Raw genomic sequence first — 25051 nt, 5'->3', positions numbered from 1 at the left:
CACCACGGATGCTTCCGGGCCGCGGTTTCGCGGGCACTTAGACTGCGGGTCATGACGGGCCTGGTGCAGATCGAGGAGTGCCTGGACGCCGACGGGGGCATCATCTTGCCGCCGGATGCCACCTTGATCTCGCTGATCGACCGCAACATCGCCAACGTCGGCGACGCGGTGGCCTTCCGCTACCTCGACTACGCCGGTCCATTCGAGGGCCGGGTGGTGGAACTGACCTGGACGCAACTCGGCGACCGATTGCGGGCCATCGGCGCCCGACTGCAAGAGGTCACCGCCCCGGGCCACCGGGTGGCGATCTTGGCACCCCAGGGACTCGACTATGTCGCCGGGTTTTATGCGGCGATCAAGTGCGGCACCATAGCGGTGCCGTTGTTCGCCCCGGAGTTGCCCGGGCATGCCGAGCGGCTCGACACCGCGCTGCGCGATTCCACCCCGGCAGCGGTGCTGACCACGTCCGCTGCGCAGCGCATCGTCGAGGACTTCCTGGCCAGGTTGCCGCAGCGGTTGCAGCCGCAGGTAGTCGTCATCGACGAGGTCCCGGATTCGGTCGGCGCCGCATTCGTGCCCGTCGAGATCGACGTCGACGCCGTGTCGCACCTGCAGTACACCTCGGGCGCCACCCGGCCGCCGATCGGTGTGCAGGTGACCCACCGTTCGGTGGGAACCAACCTGCTGCAGATGATCCTGTCCATCGACATGCTGGACCGAAACACGCACGGGCTCAGTTGGTTACCGCTCTACCACGACATGGGCCTGTCGATGATCGGGTTTCCCGCGGTCTATGGGGGCCATTCGACGTTGATCTCGCCGACCGCGTTCATCCGCCGGCCGCAGCGCTGGATCAACGCCCTGTCCGACGCATCGCGGCGCGGGCGGGTGGTCACCGCCGCACCGAACTTCGCCTACCAACTGACCGCCCAGCGCGGCCTGCCCGCGCCGCGCGCCGACGTCGACCTGTCGAATGTGGTGATGATCATCGGATCCGAGCCGGTGAGCATGCCGGCGATCACGGCGTTCAACGAGGCATTCGCGCCGTACGGGTTGCCGCGCACCGCGATCAAGCCGTCCTACGGGATCGCCGAGGCCACGCTGTTCGTGGCGACGATCGACCCCGACGCCGAGGCGAGTGTGCTGCACCTGGCGCGCGAGCAACTCGGTGCGGGCCGTGCGGTGCCGGTCACCGCCGGCGCCCCTGATGCGGTGGCTCAGGTGTCGTGCGGCCGGGTTGCCCGCAGCCAGTGGGCGGTGATCGTCGACGCCGATGCCGGTCAGGAACTGCCCGACGGTCGTATCGGCGAGATCTGGCTGCATGGTGCCAACGTGACTGCCGGCTATTGGGGCCGGCCCGACGAGACCCGGCGGGTCTTCGGCGCTCTGCTGCAGCGCCGCTTGTCACACGGCAGTCACGCCGACCGTGCGCCGATCGACGGCGCCTGGCTGCGCACCGGCGATCTGGGGTTCTATCTCGACGGCGAGCTGTATGTGACCGGCCGAACCGCGGAGCTGATGACCATCGACGGGCGCAGCCACTACCCGCACGATGTCGAGGCCACGGTGGCGCAGGCCTCGCCGATGGTGCGTGGCGGGTACGCGGTGGCGTTCACCGTCCCGGCAGATCAGGCCGATCGGCTGGTGATCGTCGCCGAACGCGCTACTGGTACCGGCCGGAAGGATCCCGCGCCGGCGGTGGCGTCGATCCGCGCCGAGGTGTCCCGGGTACACGGGTTGACCGCCGCCGACATCCGCTTTGTGCCGGCCGGGGCCATCCCGCGCACCACCAGCGGCAAACTCGGGCGTACGGCATGCCGCGAGCAGTACCTCTCGGGCGCGCTGGATCAGCGCCGGGCATCAGGCGACTCCACCGCGCCCCGCACAGCGGGCGCACAGCCGGGACATGTGGGGCACCAAAAATAGCTAGCTAGCCTTCCTAAATGGATTTCGGAGTCTTGCCGCCGGAGATCAATTCGGCGCGAATGTATGCCGGAGCCGGACCCAGTTCGCTGCTGGCCTCCGCGACGGCCTGGCAGGATCTGGCCGCCGAGCTGAATTCGGCAGCCGCGGCCTACGGTTCGGTGATCGCGGGTCTGACCAGCGGCCCCTGGATCGGAGCGTCGTCGGTGACCATGGCGGCCGCGGCCAGCCCCTACATCACCTGGCTCAGCTCGACCGGGGCGCAGGCGCAGCAGGCGGCCGCTCAGTTGTCCGCGGCGGTCGGAGCCTATGAAACGGCCTTCGCCGCAACGGTCCCGCCCCAGCTCATCGCGGCCAACCGCAGCCTTCAGGCGACCCTGATCGCGACGAACATCCTGGGGCAGAACACCGCGGCGATCGCAGCCACCGAAGCGGCCTACCTTGAGATGTGGGCTCAAGACGCGGCGGCGATGTACGGCTATGCCGGGGCATCGGCGATGGCCACCCGTGTCACGCCGTTCACCTCGCCGCCGCAGACCACCGACCCGTCCGGTCAGGCCAGTCAGGCCTTTTCGGTTGCGCAGTCTGCCGCTGCCACCACGGGCACCAATACCGAGACCCTGATGGCACAAGGGCCGCAGCTGATCTCGACCACCCCGGCGGCGTTACAGAGCCTGGCAGCGCCGGCGACCGAGACATCGTCGGGTGCCTCGACGGCATCGCTGTCCAGTCTCAGTTCACTGACCATGCCGTTGCGCATGGCGATGATGCCGATGAGCATGCTGATGCGAATGCTCATGGGGGGCACCAACGGAACCAAGGGGGCCGCCGCGGCTACCGGGGCGGTCGCACCGATCGCGGCGGTGGGTGCACTGAACTCCGGGCCCGGTGCGGCGACGCTGACCGGCTTCACCGGCGGGCAGGCAGCGACGGCCGGTCTGGGCCGGGCCGCCTCGATCGGTGCGCTGTCGGTTCCGCCGGCCTGGACCGGTATGGGCGCGGCCACCGGCCCGGCTGCTGCGGCACTCCCGGTCACCGGTTCGGCGCCGGCTCCGGCGGCGGGGATGGGACACGCGGCGGCGATGCCGCCGATGGTTCCAATCGGCAATCTGGGCGGGCGCGGCGGCTTCGGTGCCACCGCCACCCAGTACGACTTTCGGCCTAGTGTGATCCCGCGGTCACCGGCAGCGGGGTAGTCAACGCGCCGCGGGGCCGTACTCGTTGCGGCCACCAGAACCACCGGCCGAGTAAAGCCGCGATCGACGGCGTCAGGAACGACCGCACGATCAAGGTGTCGAACAACAGTCCGAGCCCGATCGTGCTGCCCGCCTGGCCGATCGAGTACAGGTCGCTGACCGCCATCGACATCATCGTGAAGGCGAACACCAGACCCGCCGCGGTAACCACCGACCCGGTTCCGCCGATGGAGCGGATGATCCCGGTTCTGATCCCGGCACGGATCTCCTCCTGGAACCGGGAGACCAGCAACAGGTTGTAGTCCGAGCCCACCGCCAGCAGGATGATGACTCCGAAAACCGGCGCGATCCAGTTCAGCGGCAGCCCGAGGATGTGCTGCCACACAAGTACTGACAGCCCGAATGCCGCGCCCAGCGATAGCAACACCGTCCCGACAATCACCGCCGCGGCCACCAGTGCCCGGGTGATCAGCAGCATCACGATGAAGATCAGGGTCACCGCCGCCACACCCACGATCAGGATGTCGTAGGCGGAGCCGGCCTGGATGTCGTTGTACACCGCGGCGGTTCCGGTGAGATAGAACTTCGCGTTGGTCAGCGGCGTGCCCTTGATCGCGTCGTGGGCGGCGGCCAGCATCGGTTCGACGAATGAGATGCCTTTGGGTGTAGCCGGATCCGCGTCGTAGGTGACGATGAACCGTGCCGCCGTCCCATCGGGTGACAGGAACAGCTCCAGGCCCTTCTGGAAGTCGGGATTGTCGAACGCCTCCGGCGGCAGATAGAAGTAGTCATCGGACTTGGAGGCGTCGAACGCCCGGCCCATCTCGCTGGCCGTGTCGGTCATCCGCGCCATCTGATTGACCAGGCCGGCGAAGCTGCTGTGCATGCTGAGCAGGCTCGCGCGCATGGATTCGGCGACCGCGATCATCGGGGTGAATTGCTCGACGACCTGCGGCATCACCGCGTCCATGTCGTGGACGTCATCGAGCAACGGTCGCATCTTCTCACTGAATTCATCCATCCCGTCGTAGGCGTCGAACACCGAGCGCACAGCGTGACAGACCGGGATGTTGAAACAGTGCTGCTCCCAGTAGAAGTAGTTGCGCACCGGACGCGCAACGTCGTCGAAATCGGCGATATGGTCGCGGATCTCATCGACCGTCGACGTGATGTCGACCATGTCGGCGGCCATCCGGCCGGTGGTGCCACTCAGCTGGACCACCAGCTCCCGCAGCCGCGTCATCGACTCGATGGTGGCGCCCAGGTCGTCGCTCATGGCGAGCATGTCGGCGAGCCGATCATTCATGAACTGCAGGTTCTCCTGGATCGGAACGGCCTGCATGCTGATCTGGAACGGAATCGACGTGTGGTCGATCGGACTTCCCAGCGGGCGGGTGATGCTCTGCACCCGCTCCACCCCGCGGGTGCGGAACATGTTCTTGGCGATCCGGTCCAACGTGATCATGTCGGCCGGGTTGCGCAGGTCATGGTCGGCTTCGACCATCAGCACGTCGGGATTCATCCGGGCGGCGGTGAAATGACGTTCTGCGGCGTCGTAACCGATGTTGGCCGGCAGATCCTTCGGGATGTAGTAGCGGTCGTTGTAGCTGATCTTCATCCCCGGCACCGCAAGCATGCCCACCAGGGTGACCAGCAGCGCGGCGACGAACACCGGGCCGGGCCAGCGGACGTTGGCGGTGCCGATCCGGCGCCAGCCGCGGCCCTCGACCCGCTTGGGGTCCAGCAGGCCGAACCCGCTGGCGACCGCGACGATGGCCGGGGCGACCGTCAGCGCACCGGCGATCACCACGAGCAACCCCACCGCCGAGGGGATGCCCAGTGCCTTGAAATAGGAGAGTCGGGCAAAATGCAGGCACAGCGAGGCGCCGGCGATCGTCAAACCGGAACCCAAGATGACGTGCCAGGTGCCGCGGAACATGGAATACCAGGCGGTTTCGCGGTCTTCGCCGGCGTTGCGGGCCTCGTGGTAGCGGCCGATCAAAAAGATCGCGTAGTCGGTGCCGGCCGCGATCGCCAGGGACGACAGCATGGCGACCACGAACGTCGAGAAGCCGAGCAGGCCGGCGTTGCCGAGCAACGCGACCAGCCCACGGGCGGTGCCCATCTCGAAGCCGACCATCACCAGTGCCAGAGCCACGGTGGAGAAGGACCGATAGACCAGCGCCAACATGATGATGATGACCACACCGGTCACGCCCATCATCTTGAGCATGCTGTGGTCGGCCGCCTCGGTCATGTCCGTGGTGAGCGCCGCCTGTCCGGTGACGTAGGCCTTGACCCCGTCCGGGGCGGGCACCGAGGCAACGATCTTGCGGACGGCGTCGATCGACTCGTTGCCCAGGGTGCTGCCCTGGTCACCGGCGGTGTTGATCTGCGCGTACGCGGCACGGCCGTCGCTACTCTGCACGCCGGCGGCAGTGATCGGATCGCCCCACAGGTCGGCGATGTGCTGGATGTGTTCGTGGTCGGCGGAGAGTTTCGCGACCAGCGTGTCGTAATAGCGATGGGCATCGGGACCGAGTTCGGTCTCGCCCTCGAGCACCAGCATGACCATGCTGTCGGAGTCGAACTCCTCGAACTTCGCGCCGATGTGTTTCGCGGCGATCAGTGACGGCGCATCATGTGGCGACATCGTCACGGCGTGTTCGCGCGCAACCGTTTCGATCGGCGGCACCAGCACGTTGAGACCGACGGTCACCAGCAACCAGAAGATGATCAACGGCCAGGAAAGCAGGCGAACCAGGCGCATGTACCCCGGGCGGGGGTTGCCGTGGCCGCTCATGCGGCCTTCACCAGACAGAAGGCCTGGGCGTGGTGCCCGACGGCGACGTGTTCGTCTTTGACGGCGCCGTTGACGGTTATGCGGCAACCGATCTCGTCACTGTCACCTTGTGCCACCAGGTTGCCGATCACGGCAGGATTCGTCGTGGTGATGGTGTAGCTCCACGGCAGTCCGGCGAACGTCGCCTGCACGGGCCGCATCTCCTCGTCGAGGTAGCTGACCCCGCCCGCGGCGCCGTCGGGGCCGAACACCTCGTATACGACCCGCTTTTCGTTGATAGAGGCGATAGGCGCCGAGCCGCTGCCGTCCCAGTGGAAGATCTCGTCGGATCCGAACGCGCCGCGCAGGTTGACTACTGCCACGGCTCCGGCGACCGCGGCCACGGTGACGACCAGCGGCACCCAGGCCCGCTTTGCGATTGTGAACATGCTGGCCATCTCCGCTACCTCCGACTCGATCGACGTTCCCCATAATACCCCCTGGGGTATCAGATTAGTCGAATCGGTGCGCGGCGATATGCGAGCCGTGTTACCGGCTGGGCGAGCTGCGCTGGGCGGCGACCGCTTCGCCCAGCCAGCGCCGCAGGAACCGGCGCAGGTCATCGGCGGAGCGGTCGGGACCGTTGGGTGCCACGACGAACGACAGCATGACCCGCAGGGTGAACTCGACCAGTTCGCGCAGGCTGGCCTCGTCGTATCCGTGTTCGGCCCAGTCGACGTCGAACCGTTCGATCATCCGCATCCCGAACGCCCGGGCCTCCTCGGAGGTCATCTCCCGGCTGTGCGTGGACGAGGACGACAGCACCGCCCCCAGGTGCGGCGAGCGGGCCACCTCATGCAGGGTGTAGAGGGTGCCCTCGGTGAGCGCGTCGGCCGGATCATGAATGCCCTGGACGTGTTCGGTGAGCCGGTCGAGAAAGCCGTCGACCGAGGCGATGGCCACGGCGCGCATCAGGGCATCGGCGGTGGGGAAGTAGCGGTACACGGTCTGCCGGATCACGCCCAGCGAGGCGGCGACATCGGCCAGCGACACCGCCGAGCCCGTCTGGGCGACCAGGTCGACGGCGGCGGCGATGATCCGCCGGCCGGCTTCTTCGTCATTGTGGGGCGGATTGCCGCCCCAGCCGCGTCGGCGTGCCATCAGCGATCCTCTTGACAACCGTCTTGCACCGAACAATCATACGCGAAGACGTTCATTTGTATGTTGATACTCGAGGTGACCATGACCGACCTGATCGTGCGCAAGTTGCGGTTCGCATTCGCTGATCATCCCGTGCCGTTTCTGTGGAACGAGGCCAACCCGGCGTTCTCGTCGATGGCCAACGCAGTCTCGCTGCTGGCGATCGGCTTCGAGAAGATGATCGGCAGCATGATCACCGAGGCCATGCCGCTGATCACCGACCCGGCGGTCGCCGAGGAGGCCGACGCGTTCGTCCGCCAGGAGGGCCAGCACTCGATGGCTCACCGCGGCCACGCCAAGGCGCTGATCAAGGCCTACCCGGCGCTCAAGGAGACGGTCGACGAGTGCAACGCGATGTTCGACACGATGACCGCCGAGAAGTCGTTGGCCTATCGACTGGCCTACACCGCCGACCTCGAAGCGACGTTCACCCCGGTCTTCAAGTTGATGCTCGATCACGACGACACCCTGTTCGCCCCTGGCGATGACCGGGTCGCGTCATTGTTCTTGTGGCACTTCGTCGAAGAGGTCGAGCACCGCAGCTCCGCTCTGATCATCTACGACCATGTCATCGATGATCCCTGGTACCGGATGCGGATGGCGCCGTCGATCTTCAAACACGTGATGAGCGTGATCAAGGTGGCCTGCCTGGGATTCAACAAGCACATCCCACTTGAGGACCGCAAGGTCGACGCGCTGTCCCTGTTCACAACCTACCGAGGCAAGCAGACCTGGCGGCGGCGGATTCCGTTCGGCTGGCCGGCCGATCAGGGGCCGGTGCTCGATGCCTTCAAACATCTGCCCAAGGCGGAGATGCTCACCGCCGTGAACGGTATCGTGCGTAGTCAGCTGCCCAATCACAAACCGGCGCACGAGAAGATCCCTGCTCTGGCCGAGGAGTGGTTCACCCGCTACGACCAGGGCTACGACGTGACCAAGTGGTACACCGCCGAAGAGAAGAGCGCCTGATGTCCGATCTGTGTGCACCGACTTTCGAGCGGTTGGCCGAATCGCTGGGCTTCTCCTGTCCAGAAGCGGGTGGTCTGGTGGAGTTCCGCAATCCGCTGCACCTGGAGAACTGGACGCTGCCGGTCCTGGAGATCACCGTGATCATCGGGGCGGTGCTGGCACTTGTCTACGCGATCAACCGGTTCCGGCGCCACGGGGATGCCACCAACCTGGCGCTGTGGTTCGGCGCGATCGCCTACCTGTTGATCATCGAGCCGCCACTGTACTTCCCGCAGGCGTTCGGGATCGCCGAGCATGTCGACACGATGTTCGCCCACAACGTGTTCAGCGTCGATTTCTTGTGGGGCAGGCTGCCGCTGTACATCATTGCGATCTATCCGATGATGGCGACCGTCGCCTTCGAAATCGTTCGCATCCTGGGGGTCTTCCGCCGTTACGGCGTCGTCGTGGGCGCGATGTGCGTGGGTTTTGTCCACCACGCCTTCTACGAGATCTTCGATCACCTCGGCCCGCAGCTGCGCTGGTGGGAGTGGTCGGTGGACAATCCGCTCAACCAACCGATGTTCGCCTCGGTGCCGCTGGGCAGCGTGGTGGTGTTCGCCGCGCTGTGGCCGGCGTCGCTGGCGTTCTGCGTCCAGCTGCTCGTCGGCCGGCAGGTCGATCAGGGCAGGCGATTCAGTGGGCCGCAGGTGCTCCTGCGAACCATCGCCATCGGCCTTCTGGCATCACTGGGGACCGGCATCCTGCCGCTGCCGGCAACACTTCTCGGTGCCGCCACCAACGGCAGGCTGCTGGGGATCGCTTACGCCGCAGAGCTTCTGGTCATCGTGGTGGTCGCCGTGCCGGTGCTCACCATGCAGTGGCGGCGACTGCGGTTGAACCTGATCGTCGGTGGTCGCCACGACAATCCGCTGATCGTCCGCTATGCGGCGGTCTACATCTCGGTCATGACGGTGCTGTGGCTGACCGCTCTGCCGGCCTACCTCGACGCGGTGGGCGGAGTGACCGCCAACGGGGACCCGGTGGGCAGCCTGTGGTACACGATCGTGTGTTTCGCGGTGGCCTACCTGTGCGTCACGGCGGCGGCCACGGTGCCGCCGGTCCTGCCGGATGCGGCCGAACGGGTAGAGCAGGCTCCCGCCGCGATCTGATTCACCGGCCCTGCCAGCGCGGGGGGCGTTTCTCCGTCCAGGCGCGCAGGCCCTCGGCGACGTCGTCGGTCGCCCCGACCACCTTGCGCATGGTCTCCCCGAATCGGACGGCGTCGATCCAGCTCATGTCGCCGGTGCGCCACGCCACCTCTTTGGTGGCTCGCTGAGCCAGGGGAGCGGCCTTGGTGAGCGTGTGGGCCCAGGACCGGGCGGTCTCCTGCAGGTCGGCCGGCTCGACCACCTTCCACACCAGACCGATCTCCTTGGCCCGTTGGGCGGTCATCGGCTCCCCGGTCAACAGCAGCTCCATGGCATTGGCCCAGCCCACCCGGTGCGGCAGGCGGATGGCGCCGACGATGGTCGGCACCCCGAGGCGTACCTCCGGGAAGCGGAACACCGCCTCGGTGCTGGCGATCACGAAGTCGCAGAACAGCAATCCGGTCAGCCCGTAGCCGACGCATGGGCCGTGCACCGCGGCGATCGTCGGCTTGAAAAGCTCCATACCGGACTCGAAGGAGTTGATGGTGGGCTTCTCCCAGAATGTGCCGGCGAAGGTGCCGACGGCACCGTCGGAATCGGCGAGGTCGGCCCCGGCGCAGAAGACCTCCCCGTTGGCGGTCAGAATCCCCACCCAGGCGTCCTCCTCGGCGCGGAACCGCTCCCAGGCCGCATTGAGGTCCTCGCGCAGCGGTCCGTTGATGGCGTTGCGGGCCTCGGGGCGATTCAGCGTGATGGTGGCGACGTGCTCGTCGCACTCGTAGGTGACCAGGCTCATTGCACCACTCCTCCTCATCGCTGGCGTCCCCCTCGCCGCTTCGCGGCTGGGGGTGCCCCCACTGCATCGTCGTGGCGCGGGCTCATGGCTGCACCGTACCGTCGGAGTCGTGCGATGGATCGTCGACGCGATGAACGTGATCGGTTCTCGCCCGGACGGCTGGTGGAAAGACCGCCACCGGGCGATGGTTCGGTTGACCCGACAACTCGAACGGTGGGCGGCCACCGAAGGCCGCGACGTCACTGTCGTCCTCGAGAAACCGCCGTCCCCGCCGATCGAATCGGAGGTCATCAAGATCGCGGCGGCGCCGCGGGCCGGCACCGACTCCGCCGACGACGAGATCATCCGGATAGTGCACGCCGACCGGTGCCCACACGACGTCACCGTCGTGACCTCGGACATCGCCCTGCTGGAGCGGGTCCGGGACGCCGGCGCGAACACCTACCCCGCCAAGGGATTTCGTGACCTCATCGAGGCGCCTCCGCCGGGTTGAGCGGCGGCCTCAGCCCGGTCGCTGAGCGGCCGCGGCCGCACCGGCGCGGCGGCCGGCGAATACGCAGTCGGCGATCGACAACCCGCTGACGTAGGACCGTGACGCGACGCCGATGGCGGTGCGACCGGCACTGTACAGCCCGGGGATCGGAGTGCTATCGGCGTCGAGCACCGCGCCGGTGTCCTCGTCGACGCGCACCCCGCCCAGGGTCAGCATCGGGGTGGGCAGCAAGACGTTGGGCCGCACCGAGATGTCCAACAAGGTGAACGGGGCCGTGTCGATGCGACGGCGGAATTCGGCCGGTTTGCCGACCGGGTCCGGACCACCGGAGTCGATCGCGTCGTTGTGCGCGGCGACGGTGGCCGCCAGGCCCACCGGGTCGATACCGGCGGCCCGGGCCGCCTCGGCCAAGGTTTTGCCGCGCTTGGCGCCGGTCAGCATCAGTGCGGCGGACTGGGCGCGCTGGAACCACAGCGTCTGGGTGAGCAGCTGGCGCCGGGCCTCCGACATGAGTGCGGCGTCGGCGAGGATCCAGCCCCTGCCACCATGGTTTTTCACCAGGGCCTGGCCGAGTGCCGCGCCGTAGCGGGTCTCGTCGATCACCCTGCAGCCCTTCTCGTCGACGACGATCGAGGAGATGAACGCGCTCGGCGGGGTGATGAAGCGCCACGCCGAAACGTTGTCCATCCGGTCGGTCACCGCGCCGGCGCTCTGCGCCAGTGCGATGCCGCTGCCGTCGTCGCCGCTGGTGCCCAGCGGCAGGCCGCCGTTGAATTCCGGTGCGTAGCGCTTGCGCCACTCGGTATTGGCGATGAAGCCGCCGGCGCAGACGATCACGCCGCGGCGTGCGGTGATCTCGATGGGCCGGGCGTAACGGCGCTCCAACGTCTTCAGGCGGCGATCCATCGCAGCACGAAGCGGCGGGTAGTAGACGCCGGGTTTCGAGGAGATCGCGGCCAGCCGCGCGTAGCGCCGCTGGACGCGCCGCGGCGCCTGACCCATCGTCAGGGCCCGCACACCTATCACCCGGCCCGATGCGTCTCGCAGCAGCTCGGTGACGGTGGTGTGCGGCCGGAAGTCCACCCCGAGCCTGCGCGCCGAATCGGCCAGCGGCGCGTAGATCTTCTTGCCCGAGGTGCCTTTCCCGTAGGCCCGGTGGCCGCGCTGCACCGGCGGAGTGTGCGCGCGAAACGCCCCGGCGTTCTCACTGCCCGAGTGATACAGGTAGTAGCGGTTGTTCGGAAACGACGTCTTGTAGGGGCACAGGCCCGGATTGAACGGCACCCCGTGGTGTTGCAACCAGTCGATCATCTCCGGACTGGTGTCGACGAAGCGCTGCAGTGTGTCCGGGCTGACCGCGTCCCCGACCTCCAGGCGCAAGTAGTCCAGCATCTGCTCGGTGGTGTCCTCGACGCCGGCAGCTTTCTGGACCGAGGTCCCGCCCCCGGCATAGATGATGCCCCCGGAGATCGCGGTAGCGCCACCGCCGTTGGCGCGGTCCACCGCGATGACCTCGGCGCCGTGTTCGCGGGCGGTGATCGCCGCGGAGGTACCGGCCGCGCCGAATCCGACGATGACGACGTCGGTGGTCACGTAGGTGGTGGTCACGCGCTATCCCCTCGATGAATTGAGCTGATCAGCCCACAATCTAACAGCCCGTAGTTGATCCCTGATGATGGTGACCAGCGGATATCAAAATCCCCTCCGGGGGAGGGGAACGTGTTCTAGTCGGTCCGGAACGCTCCGCTCGGCCACCTTGCACGGTTTCGGCCGGCGCAGGGGCCAAGATGATCGTTATGCCCGCTCGGTTACTGCGCGTTGTCGCCGCCCCGCTGTTCGCCCTCGTTTTCACGGTGGCGGCCGCGGCGCCGGTCGGGGCGGCTCCGGGCACCGACCCGGCCGCGTTGGCCGCCGATCTGGTCTCCGCCGATCAGGCGTTGCGTAATCCGTCGGCTCCGGAGCAGGCGCTGGCGGCCGCGGCACGACGCCAGCAGGTCGCCTACCGCACCCTCGGCGCGCACCCCGAGTGGGACGCCATCGCCCGCCCGCAGATCCCGCCGGCACTGCTCGCGGTCTACGACCGCAACATCGACGCCCGCCGCCAGCTCATGGCGCTCACGGACCCGAAAGACACCATGCCGCCGTGGCGAGTGGTCCCCCCGGTACCGGCGAACGAACTGGTGGCCAGCTACCGCGCGGCCGAGGCGGCCACCGGTGTGCCGTGGAACTACCTGGCGGCGATCAACTTCGTCGAGACCGGCTTCGGCCGGATCAATGGAGTCAGCGATGACGCCGCCCAGGGCCCGATGCAGTTCCTGCCCTCGACATTCGCCGCCTACGGCAACGGCGGAGACATCCACTCACCGCACGACAGCATCATGGCGGCTGGCCGGCTGCTGGCCGCCAACGGCTTTGCCACCAACCGCGACCGGGCTATCTGGGGCTACAACCACTCCGACTATTACGTGCGGGCGGTCAACGACTATGCCGCGGTCATCGGAGGCGACCCGGCCGGGTTTGCCGGCTACTACCGCTGGGACACCTACTACCGCACCACCGCCGGTGATCTGCTGCTGCCGGTCGGCTATGCCTCAAGTACCCGCATCCCGGTCAACGAGTACTTGGCCGGACATCCGCAGTAAGGCGGGGCCGGCGGATCAGCGTGTCGCGTTGAGGATCTTGATCGCGAACACCAGTGTGTCGCCGGGCCGGATGCCGGCGGCCGGCTGACCTTCGGGATAGCCGTCGGCGGGGATCATGGCGACCGCCACCGTCGAACCGACCTTCTGGCCGGCAATGGCCTTCTGGAAGCCCGGCACGACCCGGTTGAGTCCGAACTCCACCGGTTCACCGCGTTCGTAGCTGCTGTCGAACACCGACCCGTCACGTCCGTTGACGCCCAGGTAGCAGACCGACACCGTCGCGTCGTCCGCGACCACGCGCCCCTCGCCGGCACGCAACGTGTGCACCTCGGTCTGGGCCACCTTGAACGGCGCCTGCACTGCGACGCGTGGCGCGGCGGTGTCGGTGGAGCCGGTCACCGCGACGCTGCCGCTGGCCCCGGTCAACGACCAGTCGGCCGCGGCGTCGTCGGCCGGCGGTGAGGAAGGACATGCGGTCACCGACTCGGCGGTGGGCGGCATGTACAGATCGGTGACCGAGGACGTCTTCGTCGAGGAGGTGTCGGTGTCGGAGCCGCCACAACCGGCGAGAGTCACCGCCAATGAGGCGGCGGCGAGCCCGACGAAATAGGGCACACGGAAACGATTCACCTTGGTCACGCTACCGGTCCGGCGAAGTGCCGTCGGTCGTCGGCCCGGCCCGGATCTAACCTGCGCCGGGTTTGAGGTAGGTGACCAGGCTGACGTCGAGCATCTCGTCGGCGAAGTAGTGCTGGCAGCCGCGCAGGTACTTCATGTAGCGCTCGTAGACCTCTTCGGATTGGACCGCGATGGCCTCGTCCTTGTGGGCTTCCAGTGCGTCACCCCAGATCCGCAGGGTCTTGATGTAGTGCGGCCGCAAGGAGATGGCTTCGGGGACAACGAAGCCGGCCGTTTCGCCGTGTTGGACCATCATGTCGGTGGTGGGCAGCCGGCCGCCCGGGAAGATCTCGGTGACTATGAATTTGATGAACCGCGCGGTTTCAAAGGTGAGCTTCTTGCCGCGCGCATTCAGATCGTAGGGGTGGTAGCTGACGCTGCTCTGGATCGCCATCCGGCCGTCGTCGGGCAGGATGTCGAAACACCTGGCGAAGAACTCGTTATAGCGCTCATGCCCGAAGTGCTCGAACGCTTCGATCGACACGATACGGTCGACCGGCCTGCTGAATTCCTCCCAGCCGTGCAACAGGATCGAACGGCTGCGATCGGAGTCCACGGAGTCGATCAGTTTCTGGGCGTAGGCGTGCTGGTTCTTCGACAGGGTCAGGCCGATGACGTTGACGTCGTATTTCTCGATGGCGCGTTTCATCGTGGCGCCCCAGCCACAACCGATGTCGAGCAGTGTCATACCCGGCAGCAGGTTGAGTCTGTCGAGGTTCAGGTCGATCTTGGCGATCTGTGCCTCCTGCAGCGACAGTCCCGGCTGTGCGAAGTAGGCGCAGCTGTAGGTGCGGGTCGGGTCTTGGAACAAGCCGAAGAAGGCGTCGGACAAGTCGTAGTGCGCTTGCACGTTTTCGAACTGTGATCGCAGTCGCTCGGTGTCGCCGGGTGCCTCGGTCATGGTGAGCCCCGTTTCTCCAGAGTGAACTGGTTGACGTCGATGTAGCCGTCGCGGAACCCGTCGGCGCAGCCGGTCAGGTACCGCATGTAGCGGTCATAGACCTCTTGGGACTGGATCGCGATCGCCTCCTCACGGTGGGCCTCCAGCGAGCTTGCCCAGCAGCCGAGGGTTCGGACGTAGTGCGGTTGCAGCGATTGCCGCCGCGACAGCGTGAACCCCGCTGCTGCGGAGTGGTCTTGCACCATCTCGATGGTGGGCAACCGCCCGCCCGGGAAGATCTCGGTGACGATGAATTTGATGAACCGCGCCATCGAGAAAGTCAGCGGCAGACCGCGCTCCTGCATCTGCGGAAAGGTCAACCCGGAGATGGTGTGCAGCAACATCACCCCTCCCGGCGGTAAGACGTTGTAGGCCATGGCGAAGAAATCGTCGTAGCGGTCGTGACCGAAGTGCTCGAACGCACCGATGGAGACGATCCGGTCGACGGGTTCGTCAAAGCATTCCCAGCCTTCCAGCAGCACCTGGCGGCTGCGGGAGGTGTCCATCGCGTCGAGGGTCGCCTGGGCATAGACGGCCTGGTTCTTGCTCAGCGTCAGACCGACGACGTTGACGTCGTATTTTTCGACGGCGCGGCGCATGGTGGCGCCCCAGCCGCAGCCGATGTCGAGCAGCCTCATCCCCGGCTGCAATCCGAGCTTGCCCAGTGCCAGATCGATTTTGGCCAGCTGAGCCTGTTCCAGTGTCATGTCGTCGTGTTCGAAGTAGGCGCAGCTGTAGGTCTGGCTCGGATCGAGAAACAGCCGGAAGAATTCGTCGGACAGGTCGTAGTGGGCCTGCACGTCGTCGAAATTGGGTTCGAGATCCTTGGGCATATGTTCCGCCGCTTTCTAATACGCACCGAAGGCCAACGCCACGTTGTGGCCCCCGAAGCCGAACGAGTTGCTGATCGCGTAGCGGTAGTCGCCCGATCGCGGCTGGCCGGCCACTACGTCCAGGTCGATCTCCGCGTCGAGCTGATGAAGGTTCAGGGTGGGCGGGATAACTTGATCGCGGAGCGCCAGAACCGTCAGGATCGCCTCGACCGCGCCGACCGCGCCGACCGAATGACCCAGGGCGGATTTCGGTGCGTACACGGCCGGTCGGTGGCTGCCCATCGCATTGTGGATCGCCTGCGCTTCGGCCAGATCCCCGATGCGGGTGCCCGTGGCGTGCGCGTTGACGTGCCCGATGTCGGCCGGTGTCAGGCCGGCGAGTTCGATCGCCCGCGTGATGGCGTAACCGGCCCGCTCGCCGGACGGGTCGGGCGCCACGATGTGGTAGCCGTCAGAGGTGATCCCTGCGCCCATCAGCCGGGCCAGAATGGAAGCGCCGCGCGCCTTGGCGTGCTGTTCGGTTTCGATGACCATCAGCGCAGCGCCTTCACCGAAGACGAAGCCGTTGCGGTCGCGGTCGAACGGGCGGCACGCACCGGCCGGATCATCGTTGCTGGTGGACAACACGATCCGCATCGCGGCGAAGCCGGCTATCGGTACCGCCTCGATTTTGGTCTCCACCCCGCCGCAGATGGCGATGTCGGCTTCGTCATAGACGATGTCGCGCCACGCCTGGGCGATCGCTTCGGCTCCCGAGGCGCACGCTGAGACCGGGGTCAGCACGCCGGCCTTGGCCCCTCTCTCCAACCCGACGGCGGCGGCCGCCGCGTTGGGCATGTACTTCTGAACTCCCAACGGCGACACGCCTTTCATGCCGTGCTCGACCATGCCCTGATAGCCCCAGACCAGTTCCTCCGGTGAGCCCAAGCCGGTTCCGATGGACACCATCAGACGGCGGGTGTCGACCTCCGGTGACCCGGCGTGGGCCCAGACCCGCCGGCCCAACACGGTGGACATCTTCTGCAGATACGACAGGCGGTGCAGTTCCTTGTGGGTCAGTTCGTGGTCGAACTCTTCGAGCAGGTGACCGCCGATGCGCACCGGCAGGTTGAACTGCTCGACGAAGGGATCGTCGAGACGGCGAATGCCGCTTTGACCGTCTAGCAACCGTTTCCAGGTGTCGTCGACGTCGGTGGCCAGCGCGGTGGTCATCGCGACCCCGGTGACAACCACATCGGGAAATCCGTTGCCCGTCGAGAACCTGGTCATGGCAGTTACCCGGCTTTCTGGTGGGGGATCGCCTGGTGAGGGTGAATTGGCCGATGTTGTAGGTGCCGCGCCAGTAGAGGTTCGCGCAGCCGGTGAGAGAGCGCATGAAGCGCTCGTAGATCCCTTCGGACTGCGGCCACGCGGGCCGACGCCACCCCGCGGGAATGCACCGGCCCTTCCCGCTCAAGTGTTGACCTTCTGAAATGCACCCGCCGTTCCCAACAGAGTCGACTGCCGGGGTGTTTTCCCCGGTGCAGGCCGGCTCAAACGCTGCTTTGCGGGTTTTTCTTCAGCCCAGGACCGATCGCGGTGCAGTGCGGGAAAATCATCCCTGGCCTGTGGTTCAGGCGAGCGGCGGTCACGACGCTGTAGTTCCAGAACCGTCAGACGTGCCCTTCGAACGCGCGAAGCATCTGCGCGGGCGCGGAGGGGCCGGCGAGGGTGACTTCGGTTGATGTACGCCGCAAAGCGAGCCAGCGCACCGGGCTCGCCGAGGTCCCCCCGACGATATGACCTCGATCAAGGTGACCGGTACCGCGTTCACCGCATGCGGTGCGGGCCGAAGCGCCGGCTCTGAGCAACGACTCGGCGAGAGCCGGCCGTTCGGCCTCGATGTCGGCGGCGAGCGTCATGCCCCCAGTCTGAACCCGACTGCGAACGGCAGGGTCGACAGCGCCGCGATACCGCGGCAGGTCAGCTTGTGGCGCTGAGGATCTTGATCGCGAAGACGAGGGTGTCGCCCGGCCGGATCCCGGCGCGGGGCTGACCGTCGGGGTAGCCGTCCGCGGACGTCATCGCAACGGCGACCGTGGAGCCCACGTGCTGTCCCGCGATGGCCTTCTGGAATCCCGGCACGACTCCGTTGAGGGGGAAGTCGACCGGAGCGCCCCGGGTGTAGCTGCTGTCGAACACCGTGCCGTCGCGCCCGTTGACGCCCATGTAGCAGACCGACACCGTAGCCGTCGGGGCAACCACCGGCCCGTCGCCGGCTTGCAACGTGTGCACCTGGGTCTGGGTCACGCTGAACGGCGTGGTGACCTCGACCCGCGGCGCCGCCGACGCCGTCGATCCGGTGACCGCGACGCTGCCGGTGGCGCCGTCCAGCGTCCACTCCGGTGTCCCGCCGGCCGCCGAGGCAGCGGTGGGGCAGGAGTCGGCCGCGGTTGCCGTGCCGGCTCCGGCCAGGGGAACGACGACGGCGGCAACGCACGCGGCGAGCCAAACCAGGGAATGCATCCGAGTGGAATTCACATCCGTCACGCTACAGCCAGGCCTCAGCAGCCGGACGGCATGCGTGCGATAGCCCGGGCGTCTGCAGGGGCGTTGATATCGGACGCGGCCCGGCGTGAAGCCGCTTATCGGCATGATCCACCCCGTAGGATTCGCTCGTGCATGTTGACGTCATGACCATTCCACAGCAGCTGGGGAAGGTCGGCGAGTTTGCCCGCCAGACCCAGGCCGCGGGTTTCTCGGGTCTGTTGCTCACCGAAGCCGGCCGTACCGCGTATCTCAACGCCGCCATCGCATCTCAGGCCGCGCCCGAATTGGAGATTTCGACCGGAGTCGCGGTTGCCTTTCCGCGTAGTCCGTTCGTCACCGCTGCGACGGCGTGGGAACTGCAGGAGGCGACGGCCGGAAAGTTCCGGCTCGGCCTCGGCACGCAGGTCCGCACCCATGTCGTGCGGCGCTACGGTTCGGCGTTCGATCATCCCGGCCCGCGCCTGCGCGACTACGTCCTCGCCGTGAAAGCGTGCTTTTCCGCATTCCGAACCGGGGCCTTGGATCATCACGGGCCGTTCTACGACCTCGACTTCATCACTCCGCAGTGGAGCCCCGGCGTGATCGACGCCCCTGATCCCAAGGTCGACATCGCCGCGGTGAATCCGTGGATGCTGCGCATGGCGGGTCAGGTGGCCGACGGTGTGCACGTCCATCCGCTTGGTGAGCCGGGTTATATAGCGCGGCACGTCGTGCCGAGGGTCGCCGAAGGCGCCCAGGGGGCGGGCCGCTCGGCGGCTGACGTCGCCATCATCGTGCCCGCGATGACGATCGTCGGCGACAGCGACGAGGAGCGCCATAAGGAACGCGAACTGGTGCGCGCCAGCATGAGCTTCTACGGAAGCACCCCCAACTACGCCTTCATCTGGGACGAGGCCGGATTCGAGGGGACGACCGCCCGTATCCGCGAGAAGCAGAAGGCCGGCGACTTCGCGGGCATGGCGGCACAGATCACCGACGAGCACCTGGCGGTCTTTGCGACCGAGTCGACCTGGGATGAGTTGGGGGACAGTCTGTTCGCCAAGTATGGGGGAGTGGCGACTCGGCTGGTCTTGTATAACGCGCTGGGCGACAGCGAGCGTTTCGAACGCTATGGCGAGATCGCGCGAGGTCTTTCGAGCCGGTAGCCCCGGTGTGGTCAGTGGGCCGCCCCTGGATTGCCGGCTCCGGGATCCGGGGCCGCTGTCCGCCAAGGCTGCTCGTTGCGTCGCTGCCGCTGTCGCTCGCGCGCTTGATCCTGGACCCAGAAATCCTCGAAGCGCTCGCCGGGGTGCACGTTCGGCATCCGGTTCATCAAGCTGCTGAGCCAGCGCGGCGGGCGTTCCGGCTCCCATTGGGGAACCACCGTGCTGAGTGCGGCGAGGGTCTTGAGCACGACGAAGACCCCGAACAGCGTGCCGGGAGCGTCGGTGGCGGCGATCCCGGCGAATCCGAGCAGCAACGTCAGATGCACGACCATGACGCGGCCCAGCCCGATATCGGCGGTGCGCTCGACGTCCCGGAAGGACCATCGGCGCAGATCGACCAGATCGAGTAGGAAATTGAGCGTCAGGAACAGCAGTACGCTCAGACATCCCCATCCGGCGCTGCGCCAATCCAGATCAAGGAGCTCAAGCTCAGGCGCACGGTTGTGCGCCAGCAGAGCCAGAATGGCCCCGAGGAAGATCCCGTGGGCGGCGCAGAAGGCCAGGCTGACGAGGGCGAAGCCGGCCAAAAATGATTGTTTGGCCGGGCCGCCGGATTGCGGTGCGCGATAGTGGAAGTGACCATATCTGGGGTTCCAGCGCCGGTGCACGGCGATGCGAGCTATCACGAACAGACACATGGCGATGTTCTCGAACCAGTACACCACCAGGGTCGTCGCGCCGGACCAATGTTGGGTGAACCAGCCCAGGGCCGGGATGGCGATCACTCCGAGGGCAGCGAACAGCTGAAAGCGCGAGATCGCCGTCGCCCGCGAAGAATCGGGCGACGTCATGGTCCGGTCATCGGGGTCCGGCGATCCATTGCATAATCATGGGCTCTGGGAGCTCATTGAAGGGCGAGTTCGCCGACCCGGCGACAACGCTGTCGCCCTTTCCGGTTCACGAACGGCCGGTCCGGGACCGCGCCTCGGTCAACACGGCGTCGATCTCGTCCCAGGTCCGGCGAATGATCTCCGACACCGGGAGAAGTTCGGCAATGCGGGATGACACTTGGCCGGTGTTGGCGACGCTGGCTTCCATATCGCCGTCGAAGTACAGCTCGGTGATTTTTCCCAGCAGTTGCGCGTTCGGGTCGTGCGCAGCGACTCGGGCCGCCAGTCCGGTCCGCAGAACCCGCATGGTCGGATTGCCGGGAATGTCGAGAAGTACTGTGCCGGCGTCGTTTGCCGCCACGATCGCCTCCTTGAAGTTCGTGTGCACCGCGGATTCCTGACTGGCCAGCATCCGGGTGCCCATCTGCACTCCCTCGGCGCCCAACGCCAGTGACGCCGCCGCCGAACGTGCATCGCACATGCCGCCCGCGGCGATGATCGGCAGGTCGACGTTTTCGGCGACCAGGGGCAGCAGCACCATGGTCGAGGCCCCGAGCAATGATTTGAATCCGCCGCCCTCGACGCCCTCGACCACCAGCGCGTCGACACCGGCGTCGGCGGCCTTGTGGGCGCCCTTGAGTGATCCGACGACATGCACCACTGTCATCCCGGCGTCGTGCAGCAGCTTGGTGAACAACGCGGGATCGCCGGCCGAGGTGAAGACGTGGCGTATGCCGGCCTCGGCCAGGATGTCCACGATCGAGGGATCCTTCTTCCATCCCTGGATCATGAGGTTGGCTGCTACCGGCTTGTCGGTGAGTTCGCGCACCCGCCGCAGGTCCGCGCGCCCGTCGGGTGTGAGGGTTTCGATCATGCCGAGCCCGCCGGCCTCGGATACCGCCGCAGCGAGTTCGGCACGCGCGATGTAAGTCATCGGCGCCTGGATGACGGGGTAGGCAACCCCGAGAAGCGACTGGATCCGGTTGGCCACGGCTTATTCAAACACTTCGGGTTCGAGAAGCAGCCGTGGCCATCCGCAGGTGTCAGCGTGTCGCGCCGTGGAGATTCTTGGCTGTCGGCGACGTCGGTACCGCCGACTGATCCGGGTAGGTACCGAGTAGTCGATCCGCGGTTCCGGTGCTGGTGATGGTGAACCAGTAGTGCTCATTCTTGAAGTGGTGCAGTCGGTGATTACGCCAGATCGCCCGGTAAGCACTGTATTTCGGCTTGTAATCGGTGTGGATGAGGTAATGCGTCCACTCGTAGACGAGTCCGAGGGCGGTGATGAAGACCAGGAAGGTCAGCCCGAGACCGAGTCGACTGAAAACCAGCAACGGCACAGCGACCGTGGTCGGGATCAGCCAGAGCAACGTCGGTGACGGTATGAAGATGAGCTCGACCTTGCGCGGGTCACGGTGGTGCTCGCGGTGTTTGCGCGCCAGCAGAGGATCCACGGTGAACCGGCCGGCGGAGCGCGGCCGCCAATGCAGGATGACGATGTGGATGATCCACTCGAAGACGGGGAAAGCGGCGACCATCAGCACCGGCAGCACGAGGTCGCTGAACTGCCAGTCGCCGACGACGATCCGGGCGGCCAGCGCCGCGATGAACGTGAGCGACAGGACCCAGGGGGAGGGGTGCCGCCAGAACTCCCGGCCGGCGTCGACCAGGGTGACCCCACTACGTACCTGTGTTGTCATCGCTGTTCATCCAATCCGGACAGGGCGGACAGCAAGCCGTGGGTGGCCGGCTCGAGCAGTTCGACCGCGGCACTTCTCGCGCCGGCCGGGTCGCCGGCGGCGATCGCCTGCGTCACTCGCTGATACAGCTCGGGGCGGCTCACCTCGGCGGCCATCACGGTGGCGAGGGCTTCAAGGGCCGGCTCGTAGGTGGCACGCAGCGTGTTGAACATCAGCCGGAAGACGATGGAGTCCGCGGCGTCGACGACGTGGTCCCAGAACGTCAGCGCCGCACGCTGACGCTCCACCGGGTCCTCTTCGGCGGCCAACGCGGCCACGGCAGCGTCGAGCACCTCGGCCGCTTGTGCGCCGCTGCGTTCGGCGGCCAGCTCGGCGACCTTGGGCCCGTTGTGCAGCCGGGCCTCCAAGATGCTGCGCACGACCGCCAGGTCGAGCTCGTCACCGCGGAGCAGCAAGCGGGGCAGTAGGTCCAGGCCGGCGTGACGGCGGTAGTCCCGCACGGTGGTGGCGTCCCCGTGGCGGACTTCGATCAGGCCGGCGGCGTTGAGACGTGTGAGTGCTTCGCGAACCGCCGGCCGCGACACGCCCAGCACCTCTGCGAGCCTGCGCTCGTTGGGCAGCATCGCGCCCGGCGCCATTTCACCGCTGAGCACGTCGGACATGATCTGTTCGAAGACGTGGTCGGGTACCGATTGTCGAGTCACCTGTCGCAGAGCCATACGTCCAACATGCCCGAAAAGTGACCAGAGGTCAAGTGGTCAGACCAGTGCGAGTCGCTCGATCGTGCTCAATTCCCGTTCGGGAAACCCCGGCACCAATTTCACGACGGTTGCAGTTGAGCAAAGATCCTGCAGCGTGCCCGCGTCGAGCGGCCCGGCATGGGTGGTGGGGTTCTAATGTTCGTCGCTATGGCCGGACTGGAACGCTACCTGAGGCGCTGGCGATCAGCGCTTCACGTAGCCGTGTCGGCAGTGATGGTTGTCGTCCTCGGGCTCGCCAGCACCGCCACAGCTCATGCGGCTGCGGTCACCGCGACGCTGGCGGTGACGTCGACGTGGCAGACCGGTTTCATCGCCCGCTTCGCCATCACCAACTGGAGCGCGGTGCCGTTGTCCGACTGGACGCTTGAATTCGACTTACCGCCAGGAGAATCCATCTCGCACTCGTGGAACAGCAGCTTTGCACGGTACGGCACGCACTATGTTCTGACTCCGGCGAACTGGAATCGCATCATTGCCCCCGGCGGGTCGGCCACGGGCGGTTTCAGAGGTGTGCTGACCGGGGCGTACTCGCCACCATTGAATTGCATGTTCAACAGGCAGGTGCGCTGCAGCTAGAGGCGGCGCAGGTCAATGCGTGTGGGTGTGGTCGTCCAGCCGGCCCTGTTCGTGCGTATGCGGGTGAGCGTGGACGGTCCCGTCGGCGTGAGCGTGGGTGTGCTCGTGCTCGACAGGACCCTGCTCGTGGGTGTGACCTGGGTTTTCCTGGTCGCAGGTCGGGGTGTGTGACATGGGGTCATCTCCGGGGGTGCGGTTGGCTTACCGGGCCCACCGTACCAGAACATATGAAGAGGTCTTCATATATGCCTAGATGAGTTAGGCTGTCGGCTATGGGCCACGGGGTTGAGGGCCGGACCCGCTCGGCAGGCAAACTCGATGTCGAGTCGGCCACGCAGATAGCAACCACGTTGCAGGCGCTGGCCACCCCGAGTCGGCTACTGATCCTGACTACGCTGCGGCAAAGCCCACTCCCGGTAGCCGAACTGGCGGATGCGGTCGGCATGGAGCACTCGGCGGTCTCGCATCAGTTGCGATTGCTGCGCAACCTCGGCCTGGTCACCGGCGTGCGGAACGGCCGCAGCATCGTCTACAGCCTCTATGACAACCACGTTGCCCAGCTACTCGACGAAGCCATCTACCACACCGAGCACCTGCGCCTCGGCCGGACCGATCGCCCCCGGTCTGCCGGCTGAAATCCTGGGCCGGGTCAGCTTTAAGCGGGCTCGTCCTCGGCGGGGGAGTCGTGGCTTGCGGCCAGGTGGTGCAGGACTCGTTCATTGAGGGTGGCGAGCATGTCGAGCTCGGCGGGGGAAAACAGCTCGATGAAGTTCCGGCGGACGTCCTCGACGTGCCCGGGTGCCGCCTTCTCGATGGCGGCACGGCCCGCCTTGAGCAGGCAGACCATGATGCTGCGTGCGTCGTCGGGATTGGGTTCGCGGCTGATCAGCCCGTCCTTCTGCATACGCCGCAGCTGGTGGGAGAGACGGCTCTTCTCCCAGCTCAGCGCGTTGGACAGGGCGCGGGCGGCCATGCGGCCCCCATCGTGCGCCGAGAGCACCGCGAGGATCTCGTAGTCGGCCCCGGACAGGCCGGATCCCTGTAGACACCGGTTCAGGTGCACGGCGAGCCGATGCGGCGCGTGCAGGAAGGCACGCCAGGCGCGGTCCTCGCGAGGGTTCAGCCAGTTCGGTTCCATCGGCTTCTATGTTACCCCACTTGGTTGACGTATCATCCATTCTCTGCATATGGTTGAGATATCAACAATATTGATCGTCAACCACGACGGGACATGTCATGAACAGCATCAGCATCATCGGCCTGGGGAGCATGGCGAGCGCCTTGGCCCACCGGGCGGTCGCCGGCGGCAACGCGGTCGAGGTCATCGGCCGCGACCAGACCAAAGCCAAGGAGTTGGCCGCCGCGGTCGGCGGCGCCGCCGTCGGGACGCCCGGCATCGCCCCAGTCGGGGAGATCGTCATCCTCGCCGTGCCGTACGCCAGCGCGGCGGTGGTGGTCAGCGAGTACGGAGATGCCCTGCGCGGAAAGGTCATCATCGACATCACCAACCCGATGACCTCCGATTTCACCGGCCTCGTCACCCCCGAGGGCAGTTCCGCCGCGGAGGAGATCGCCAAAGTGGCCCCCGCGGGTACACACGTCGTCAAGGCGTTCAACACCCTGTTCGCCAACGTTCTCGCCGATAGTCCAGCCGATGTGTTCATCGCCGGAGACGACGCGGCGGCAAAGGGGCGGGTGTCGGCGTTCATCGAGAGCCTGGGACTGCGCTCGCTGGACACCGGGCAGCTGCCCATGGCACGGGCTCTGGAGAACGCGGCTCTACTGCAGATGGGCCTTCTTGCCCACTCCGTCAAGCACACCAACTTCTTCCTCGGGGTCAGCTTGCTCAGCTGAGCGCACCCGCACCC

At 66.5% G+C, this 25051-nt stretch carries 25 protein-coding genes and 1 pseudogene; 10 read left to right on the top strand and 16 right to left on the bottom strand.

Annotated features, from left to right (window positions below):
• Positions 1-51: 51 nt before the first annotated feature.
• Positions 52-1854: pseudogene (locus G6N23_RS10370) on the top strand (fatty acyl-AMP ligase); the annotation flags it as partial.
• An 89-nt stretch (positions 1855-1943) separates the two neighbouring features.
• On the top strand, positions 1944-3119 hold the full coding sequence (locus tag G6N23_RS10365; protein ID WP_085259379.1) for a PPE family protein: 1176 nt from the start codon (positions 1944-1946) through the stop codon (positions 3117-3119).
• Here the strand turns inward: G6N23_RS10365 and G6N23_RS10360 are convergent.
• The 3 genes from G6N23_RS10360 to G6N23_RS10350 all read right to left on the bottom strand — a co-directional run bounded on the left by G6N23_RS10360 (position 3085) and on the right by G6N23_RS10350 (position 7062).
• The gene (locus tag G6N23_RS10360) at positions 3085-5922 is read right to left on the bottom strand and encodes an MMPL/RND family transporter (RefSeq protein WP_085259378.1); all 2838 of its coding nucleotides are present in this window, start codon (positions 5920-5922) and stop codon (positions 3085-3087) included. The two genes, G6N23_RS10365 and G6N23_RS10360, sit on opposite strands and share 35 nt — an antisense overlap.
• Positions 5919-6350: an MmpS family transport accessory protein gene (locus tag G6N23_RS10355; RefSeq protein WP_085259490.1), complete on the bottom strand. Its 432-nt coding sequence runs from the start codon at positions 6348-6350 to the stop codon at positions 5919-5921. Before G6N23_RS10355 ends, G6N23_RS10360 begins: the two co-directional genes overlap by 4 nt.
• 100 nt (positions 6351-6450) lie before the next feature.
• Entirely contained in the window at positions 6451-7062 is a 612-nt protein-coding gene (locus G6N23_RS10350) for a TetR/AcrR family transcriptional regulator (protein WP_085259377.1), read from the bottom strand.
• An 81-nt stretch (positions 7063-7143) separates the two neighbouring features.
• Here G6N23_RS10350 and G6N23_RS10345 point away from each other — a divergent pair, with 81 nt between their 5' ends.
• Positions 7144-8070, top strand: a complete 927-nt coding sequence (locus G6N23_RS10345; RefSeq protein WP_085259489.1) for a metal-dependent hydrolase — start codon at positions 7144-7146, stop codon at positions 8068-8070.
• Positions 8070-9221 (top strand): hypothetical protein, encoded by a 1152-nt coding sequence (locus tag G6N23_RS10340; RefSeq protein WP_085259376.1) that lies wholly within the window; start codon positions 8070-8072, stop codon positions 9219-9221. The genes G6N23_RS10345 and G6N23_RS10340 overlap by 1 nt, the downstream gene beginning before the upstream one ends.
• A 1-nt stretch (position 9222) precedes the next feature.
• Here the strand turns inward: G6N23_RS10340 and G6N23_RS10335 are convergent, their stop codons facing one another.
• A complete protein-coding gene (locus tag G6N23_RS10335; RefSeq protein WP_085259375.1) occupies positions 9223-9996 on the bottom strand; it encodes an enoyl-CoA hydratase/isomerase family protein in 774 nt (257 codons plus the stop codon).
• 109 nt (positions 9997-10105) lie between these two features.
• On the opposite strand from G6N23_RS10335, the gene G6N23_RS10330 reads away from it, so the two are divergent.
• On the top strand, positions 10106-10489 hold the full coding sequence (locus G6N23_RS10330) for an NYN domain-containing protein (protein WP_179961155.1): 384 nt from the start codon (positions 10106-10108) through the stop codon (positions 10487-10489).
• Between the two features lie 9 nt (positions 10490-10498).
• Here the strand turns inward: G6N23_RS10330 and G6N23_RS10325 are convergent, their stop codons facing one another.
• A complete protein-coding gene (locus G6N23_RS10325) occupies positions 10499-12097 on the bottom strand; it encodes an FAD-binding protein (protein WP_085259374.1) in 1599 nt (532 codons plus the stop codon).
• 188 nt (positions 12098-12285) lie between these two features.
• On the opposite strand from G6N23_RS10325, the gene G6N23_RS10320 reads away from it, so the two are divergent.
• Positions 12286-13131 carry a lytic transglycosylase domain-containing protein gene (locus tag G6N23_RS10320; protein WP_085259373.1) on the top strand — a complete coding sequence of 282 codons (846 nt, stop codon included), beginning with the start codon at positions 12286-12288 and terminating at the stop codon, positions 13129-13131.
• 15 nt (positions 13132-13146) lie between these two features.
• Here the strand turns inward: G6N23_RS10320 and G6N23_RS10315 are convergent, their stop codons facing one another.
• The 6 genes from G6N23_RS10315 to G6N23_RS10290 all read right to left on the bottom strand — a co-directional run bounded on the left by G6N23_RS10315 (position 13147) and on the right by G6N23_RS10290 (position 18087).
• Positions 13147-13761: an FKBP-type peptidyl-prolyl cis-trans isomerase gene (locus G6N23_RS10315; RefSeq protein ID WP_234808479.1), complete on the bottom strand. Its 615-nt coding sequence runs from the start codon at positions 13759-13761 to the stop codon at positions 13147-13149.
• 55 nt (positions 13762-13816) lie between these two features.
• The gene (locus G6N23_RS10310) at positions 13817-14710 is read right to left on the bottom strand and encodes a cyclopropane mycolic acid synthase family methyltransferase (RefSeq protein WP_085259372.1); all 894 of its coding nucleotides are present in this window, start codon (positions 14708-14710) and stop codon (positions 13817-13819) included.
• A complete protein-coding gene (locus G6N23_RS10305; protein WP_085259371.1) occupies positions 14707-15582 on the bottom strand; it encodes a cyclopropane mycolic acid synthase family methyltransferase in 876 nt (291 codons plus the stop codon). The genes G6N23_RS10310 and G6N23_RS10305 overlap by 4 nt, the downstream gene beginning before the upstream one ends.
• Positions 15583-15597: 15 nt before the next feature.
• Positions 15598-16851 (bottom strand): 3-oxoacyl-ACP synthase KasB, encoded by a 1254-nt coding sequence (gene kasB, locus G6N23_RS10300; protein WP_085259370.1) that lies wholly within the window; start codon positions 16849-16851, stop codon positions 15598-15600.
• A gap of 383 nt (positions 16852-17234) precedes the next feature.
• Positions 17235-17483: a hypothetical protein gene (locus G6N23_RS10295; RefSeq protein ID WP_133055446.1), complete on the bottom strand. Its 249-nt coding sequence runs from the start codon at positions 17481-17483 to the stop codon at positions 17235-17237.
• 61 nt (positions 17484-17544) lie between these two features.
• Entirely contained in the window at positions 17545-18087 is a 543-nt protein-coding gene (locus G6N23_RS10290; RefSeq protein ID WP_234808488.1) for an FKBP-type peptidyl-prolyl cis-trans isomerase, read from the bottom strand.
• A gap of 152 nt (positions 18088-18239) precedes the next feature.
• Here G6N23_RS10290 and G6N23_RS10285 point away from each other — a divergent pair, with 152 nt between their 5' ends.
• Positions 18240-19256 carry a TIGR03617 family F420-dependent LLM class oxidoreductase gene (locus G6N23_RS10285; protein WP_085259367.1) on the top strand — a complete coding sequence of 339 codons (1017 nt, stop codon included), beginning with the start codon at positions 18240-18242 and terminating at the stop codon, positions 19254-19256.
• Between the two features lie 11 nt (positions 19257-19267).
• Here G6N23_RS10285 and G6N23_RS10280 read toward each other — a convergent pair whose 3' ends face one another.
• From G6N23_RS10280 to G6N23_RS10265, 4 genes are all read right to left on the bottom strand, one after another.
• Positions 19268-20107, bottom strand: coding sequence for a DUF6498-containing protein (locus G6N23_RS10280; protein WP_085259366.1), 840 nt, complete (start codon positions 20105-20107; stop codon positions 19268-19270).
• A 106-nt stretch (positions 20108-20213) separates the two neighbouring features.
• Positions 20214-21137, bottom strand: a complete 924-nt coding sequence (locus tag G6N23_RS10275) for an NAD(P)H-dependent flavin oxidoreductase (RefSeq protein ID WP_085259365.1) — start codon at positions 21135-21137, stop codon at positions 20214-20216.
• Positions 21138-21189: 52 nt separating this feature from the next.
• Complete coding sequence (locus tag G6N23_RS10270; protein ID WP_085259364.1) at positions 21190-21846, bottom strand: sterol desaturase family protein; 657 nt, start codon at positions 21844-21846, stop codon at positions 21190-21192.
• Positions 21843-22565: a FadR/GntR family transcriptional regulator gene (locus G6N23_RS10265; protein ID WP_085259363.1), complete on the bottom strand. Its 723-nt coding sequence runs from the start codon at positions 22563-22565 to the stop codon at positions 21843-21845. The genes G6N23_RS10270 and G6N23_RS10265 overlap by 4 nt, the downstream gene beginning before the upstream one ends.
• Before the next feature lie 189 nt (positions 22566-22754).
• On the opposite strand from G6N23_RS10265, the gene G6N23_RS10260 reads away from it, so the two are divergent.
• The gene (locus tag G6N23_RS10260) at positions 22755-23183 is read left to right on the top strand and encodes a cellulose-binding domain-containing protein (RefSeq protein ID WP_085259362.1); all 429 of its coding nucleotides are present in this window, start codon (positions 22755-22757) and stop codon (positions 23181-23183) included.
• A 272-nt stretch (positions 23184-23455) separates the two neighbouring features.
• On the top strand, positions 23456-23818 hold the full coding sequence (locus G6N23_RS10255) for an ArsR/SmtB family transcription factor (RefSeq protein WP_085259361.1): 363 nt from the start codon (positions 23456-23458) through the stop codon (positions 23816-23818).
• Positions 23819-23838: 20 nt separating this feature from the next.
• Here G6N23_RS10255 and G6N23_RS10250 read toward each other — a convergent pair whose 3' ends face one another.
• A complete protein-coding gene (locus G6N23_RS10250; protein WP_085259360.1) occupies positions 23839-24321 on the bottom strand; it encodes a MarR family winged helix-turn-helix transcriptional regulator in 483 nt (160 codons plus the stop codon).
• Positions 24322-24419: 98 nt separating this feature from the next.
• On the opposite strand from G6N23_RS10250, the gene G6N23_RS10245 reads away from it, so the two are divergent.
• Positions 24420-25037, top strand: a complete 618-nt coding sequence (locus tag G6N23_RS10245) for an NADPH-dependent F420 reductase (RefSeq protein ID WP_085259359.1) — start codon at positions 24420-24422, stop codon at positions 25035-25037.
• Positions 25038-25051: the final 14 nt, after the last annotated feature.

It is taken from the genome of Mycolicibacter terrae, assembly GCF_010727125.1.
In the GTDB taxonomy this organism is placed as follows: domain Bacteria; phylum Actinomycetota; class Actinomycetes; order Mycobacteriales; family Mycobacteriaceae; genus Mycobacterium; species Mycobacterium terrae.
This window is presented reverse-complemented; position numbering and strand designations above follow the sequence as displayed.

Bases quoted from the DNA above. Each gene is read 5' to 3' on its own strand.
- G6N23_RS10365 (WP_085259379.1), top strand. From the start codon at position 1,944: ATGGATTTCGGAGTCTTGCCGCCGGAGATCAATTCGGCGCGAATGTAT.
- G6N23_RS10360 (WP_085259378.1), bottom strand. From the start codon at position 5,922: ATGAGCGGCCACGGCAACCCCCGCCCGGGGTACATGCGCCTGGTTCGC.
- G6N23_RS10355 (WP_085259490.1), bottom strand. From the start codon at position 6,350: ATGTTCACAATCGCAAAGCGGGCCTGGGTGCCGCTGGTCGTCACCGTG.
- G6N23_RS10350 (WP_085259377.1), bottom strand. From the start codon at position 7,062: ATGGCACGCCGACGCGGCTGGGGCGGCAATCCGCCCCACAATGACGAA.
- G6N23_RS10345 (WP_085259489.1), top strand. From the start codon at position 7,144: ATGACCGACCTGATCGTGCGCAAGTTGCGGTTCGCATTCGCTGATCAT.
- G6N23_RS10340 (WP_085259376.1), top strand. From the start codon at position 8,070: ATGTCCGATCTGTGTGCACCGACTTTCGAGCGGTTGGCCGAATCGCTG.
- G6N23_RS10335 (WP_085259375.1), bottom strand. From the start codon at position 9,996: ATGAGCCTGGTCACCTACGAGTGCGACGAGCACGTCGCCACCATCACG.
- G6N23_RS10320 (WP_085259373.1), top strand. From the start codon at position 12,286: ATGCCCGCTCGGTTACTGCGCGTTGTCGCCGCCCCGCTGTTCGCCCTC.
- G6N23_RS10310 (WP_085259372.1), bottom strand. From the start codon at position 14,710: ATGACCGAGGCACCCGGCGACACCGAGCGACTGCGATCACAGTTCGAA.
- G6N23_RS10305 (WP_085259371.1), bottom strand. From the start codon at position 15,582: ATGCCCAAGGATCTCGAACCCAATTTCGACGACGTGCAGGCCCACTAC.
- kasB (WP_085259370.1), bottom strand. From the start codon at position 16,851: ATGACCAGGTTCTCGACGGGCAACGGATTTCCCGATGTGGTTGTCACC.
- G6N23_RS10295 (WP_133055446.1), bottom strand. From the start codon at position 17,483: ATGACGCTCGCCGCCGACATCGAGGCCGAACGGCCGGCTCTCGCCGAG.
- G6N23_RS10290 (WP_234808488.1), bottom strand. From the start codon at position 18,087: ATGCATTCCCTGGTTTGGCTCGCCGCGTGCGTTGCCGCCGTCGTCGTT.
- G6N23_RS10280 (WP_085259366.1), bottom strand. From the start codon at position 20,107: ATGACGTCGCCCGATTCTTCGCGGGCGACGGCGATCTCGCGCTTTCAG.
- G6N23_RS10270 (WP_085259364.1), bottom strand. From the start codon at position 21,846: ATGACAACACAGGTACGTAGTGGGGTCACCCTGGTCGACGCCGGCCGG.
- G6N23_RS10265 (WP_085259363.1), bottom strand. From the start codon at position 22,565: ATGGCTCTGCGACAGGTGACTCGACAATCGGTACCCGACCACGTCTTC.
- G6N23_RS10260 (WP_085259362.1), top strand. From the start codon at position 22,755: ATGGCCGGACTGGAACGCTACCTGAGGCGCTGGCGATCAGCGCTTCAC.
- G6N23_RS10255 (WP_085259361.1), top strand. From the start codon at position 23,456: ATGGGCCACGGGGTTGAGGGCCGGACCCGCTCGGCAGGCAAACTCGAT.
- G6N23_RS10250 (WP_085259360.1), bottom strand. From the start codon at position 24,321: ATGGAACCGAACTGGCTGAACCCTCGCGAGGACCGCGCCTGGCGTGCC.
- G6N23_RS10245 (WP_085259359.1), top strand. From the start codon at position 24,420: ATGAACAGCATCAGCATCATCGGCCTGGGGAGCATGGCGAGCGCCTTG.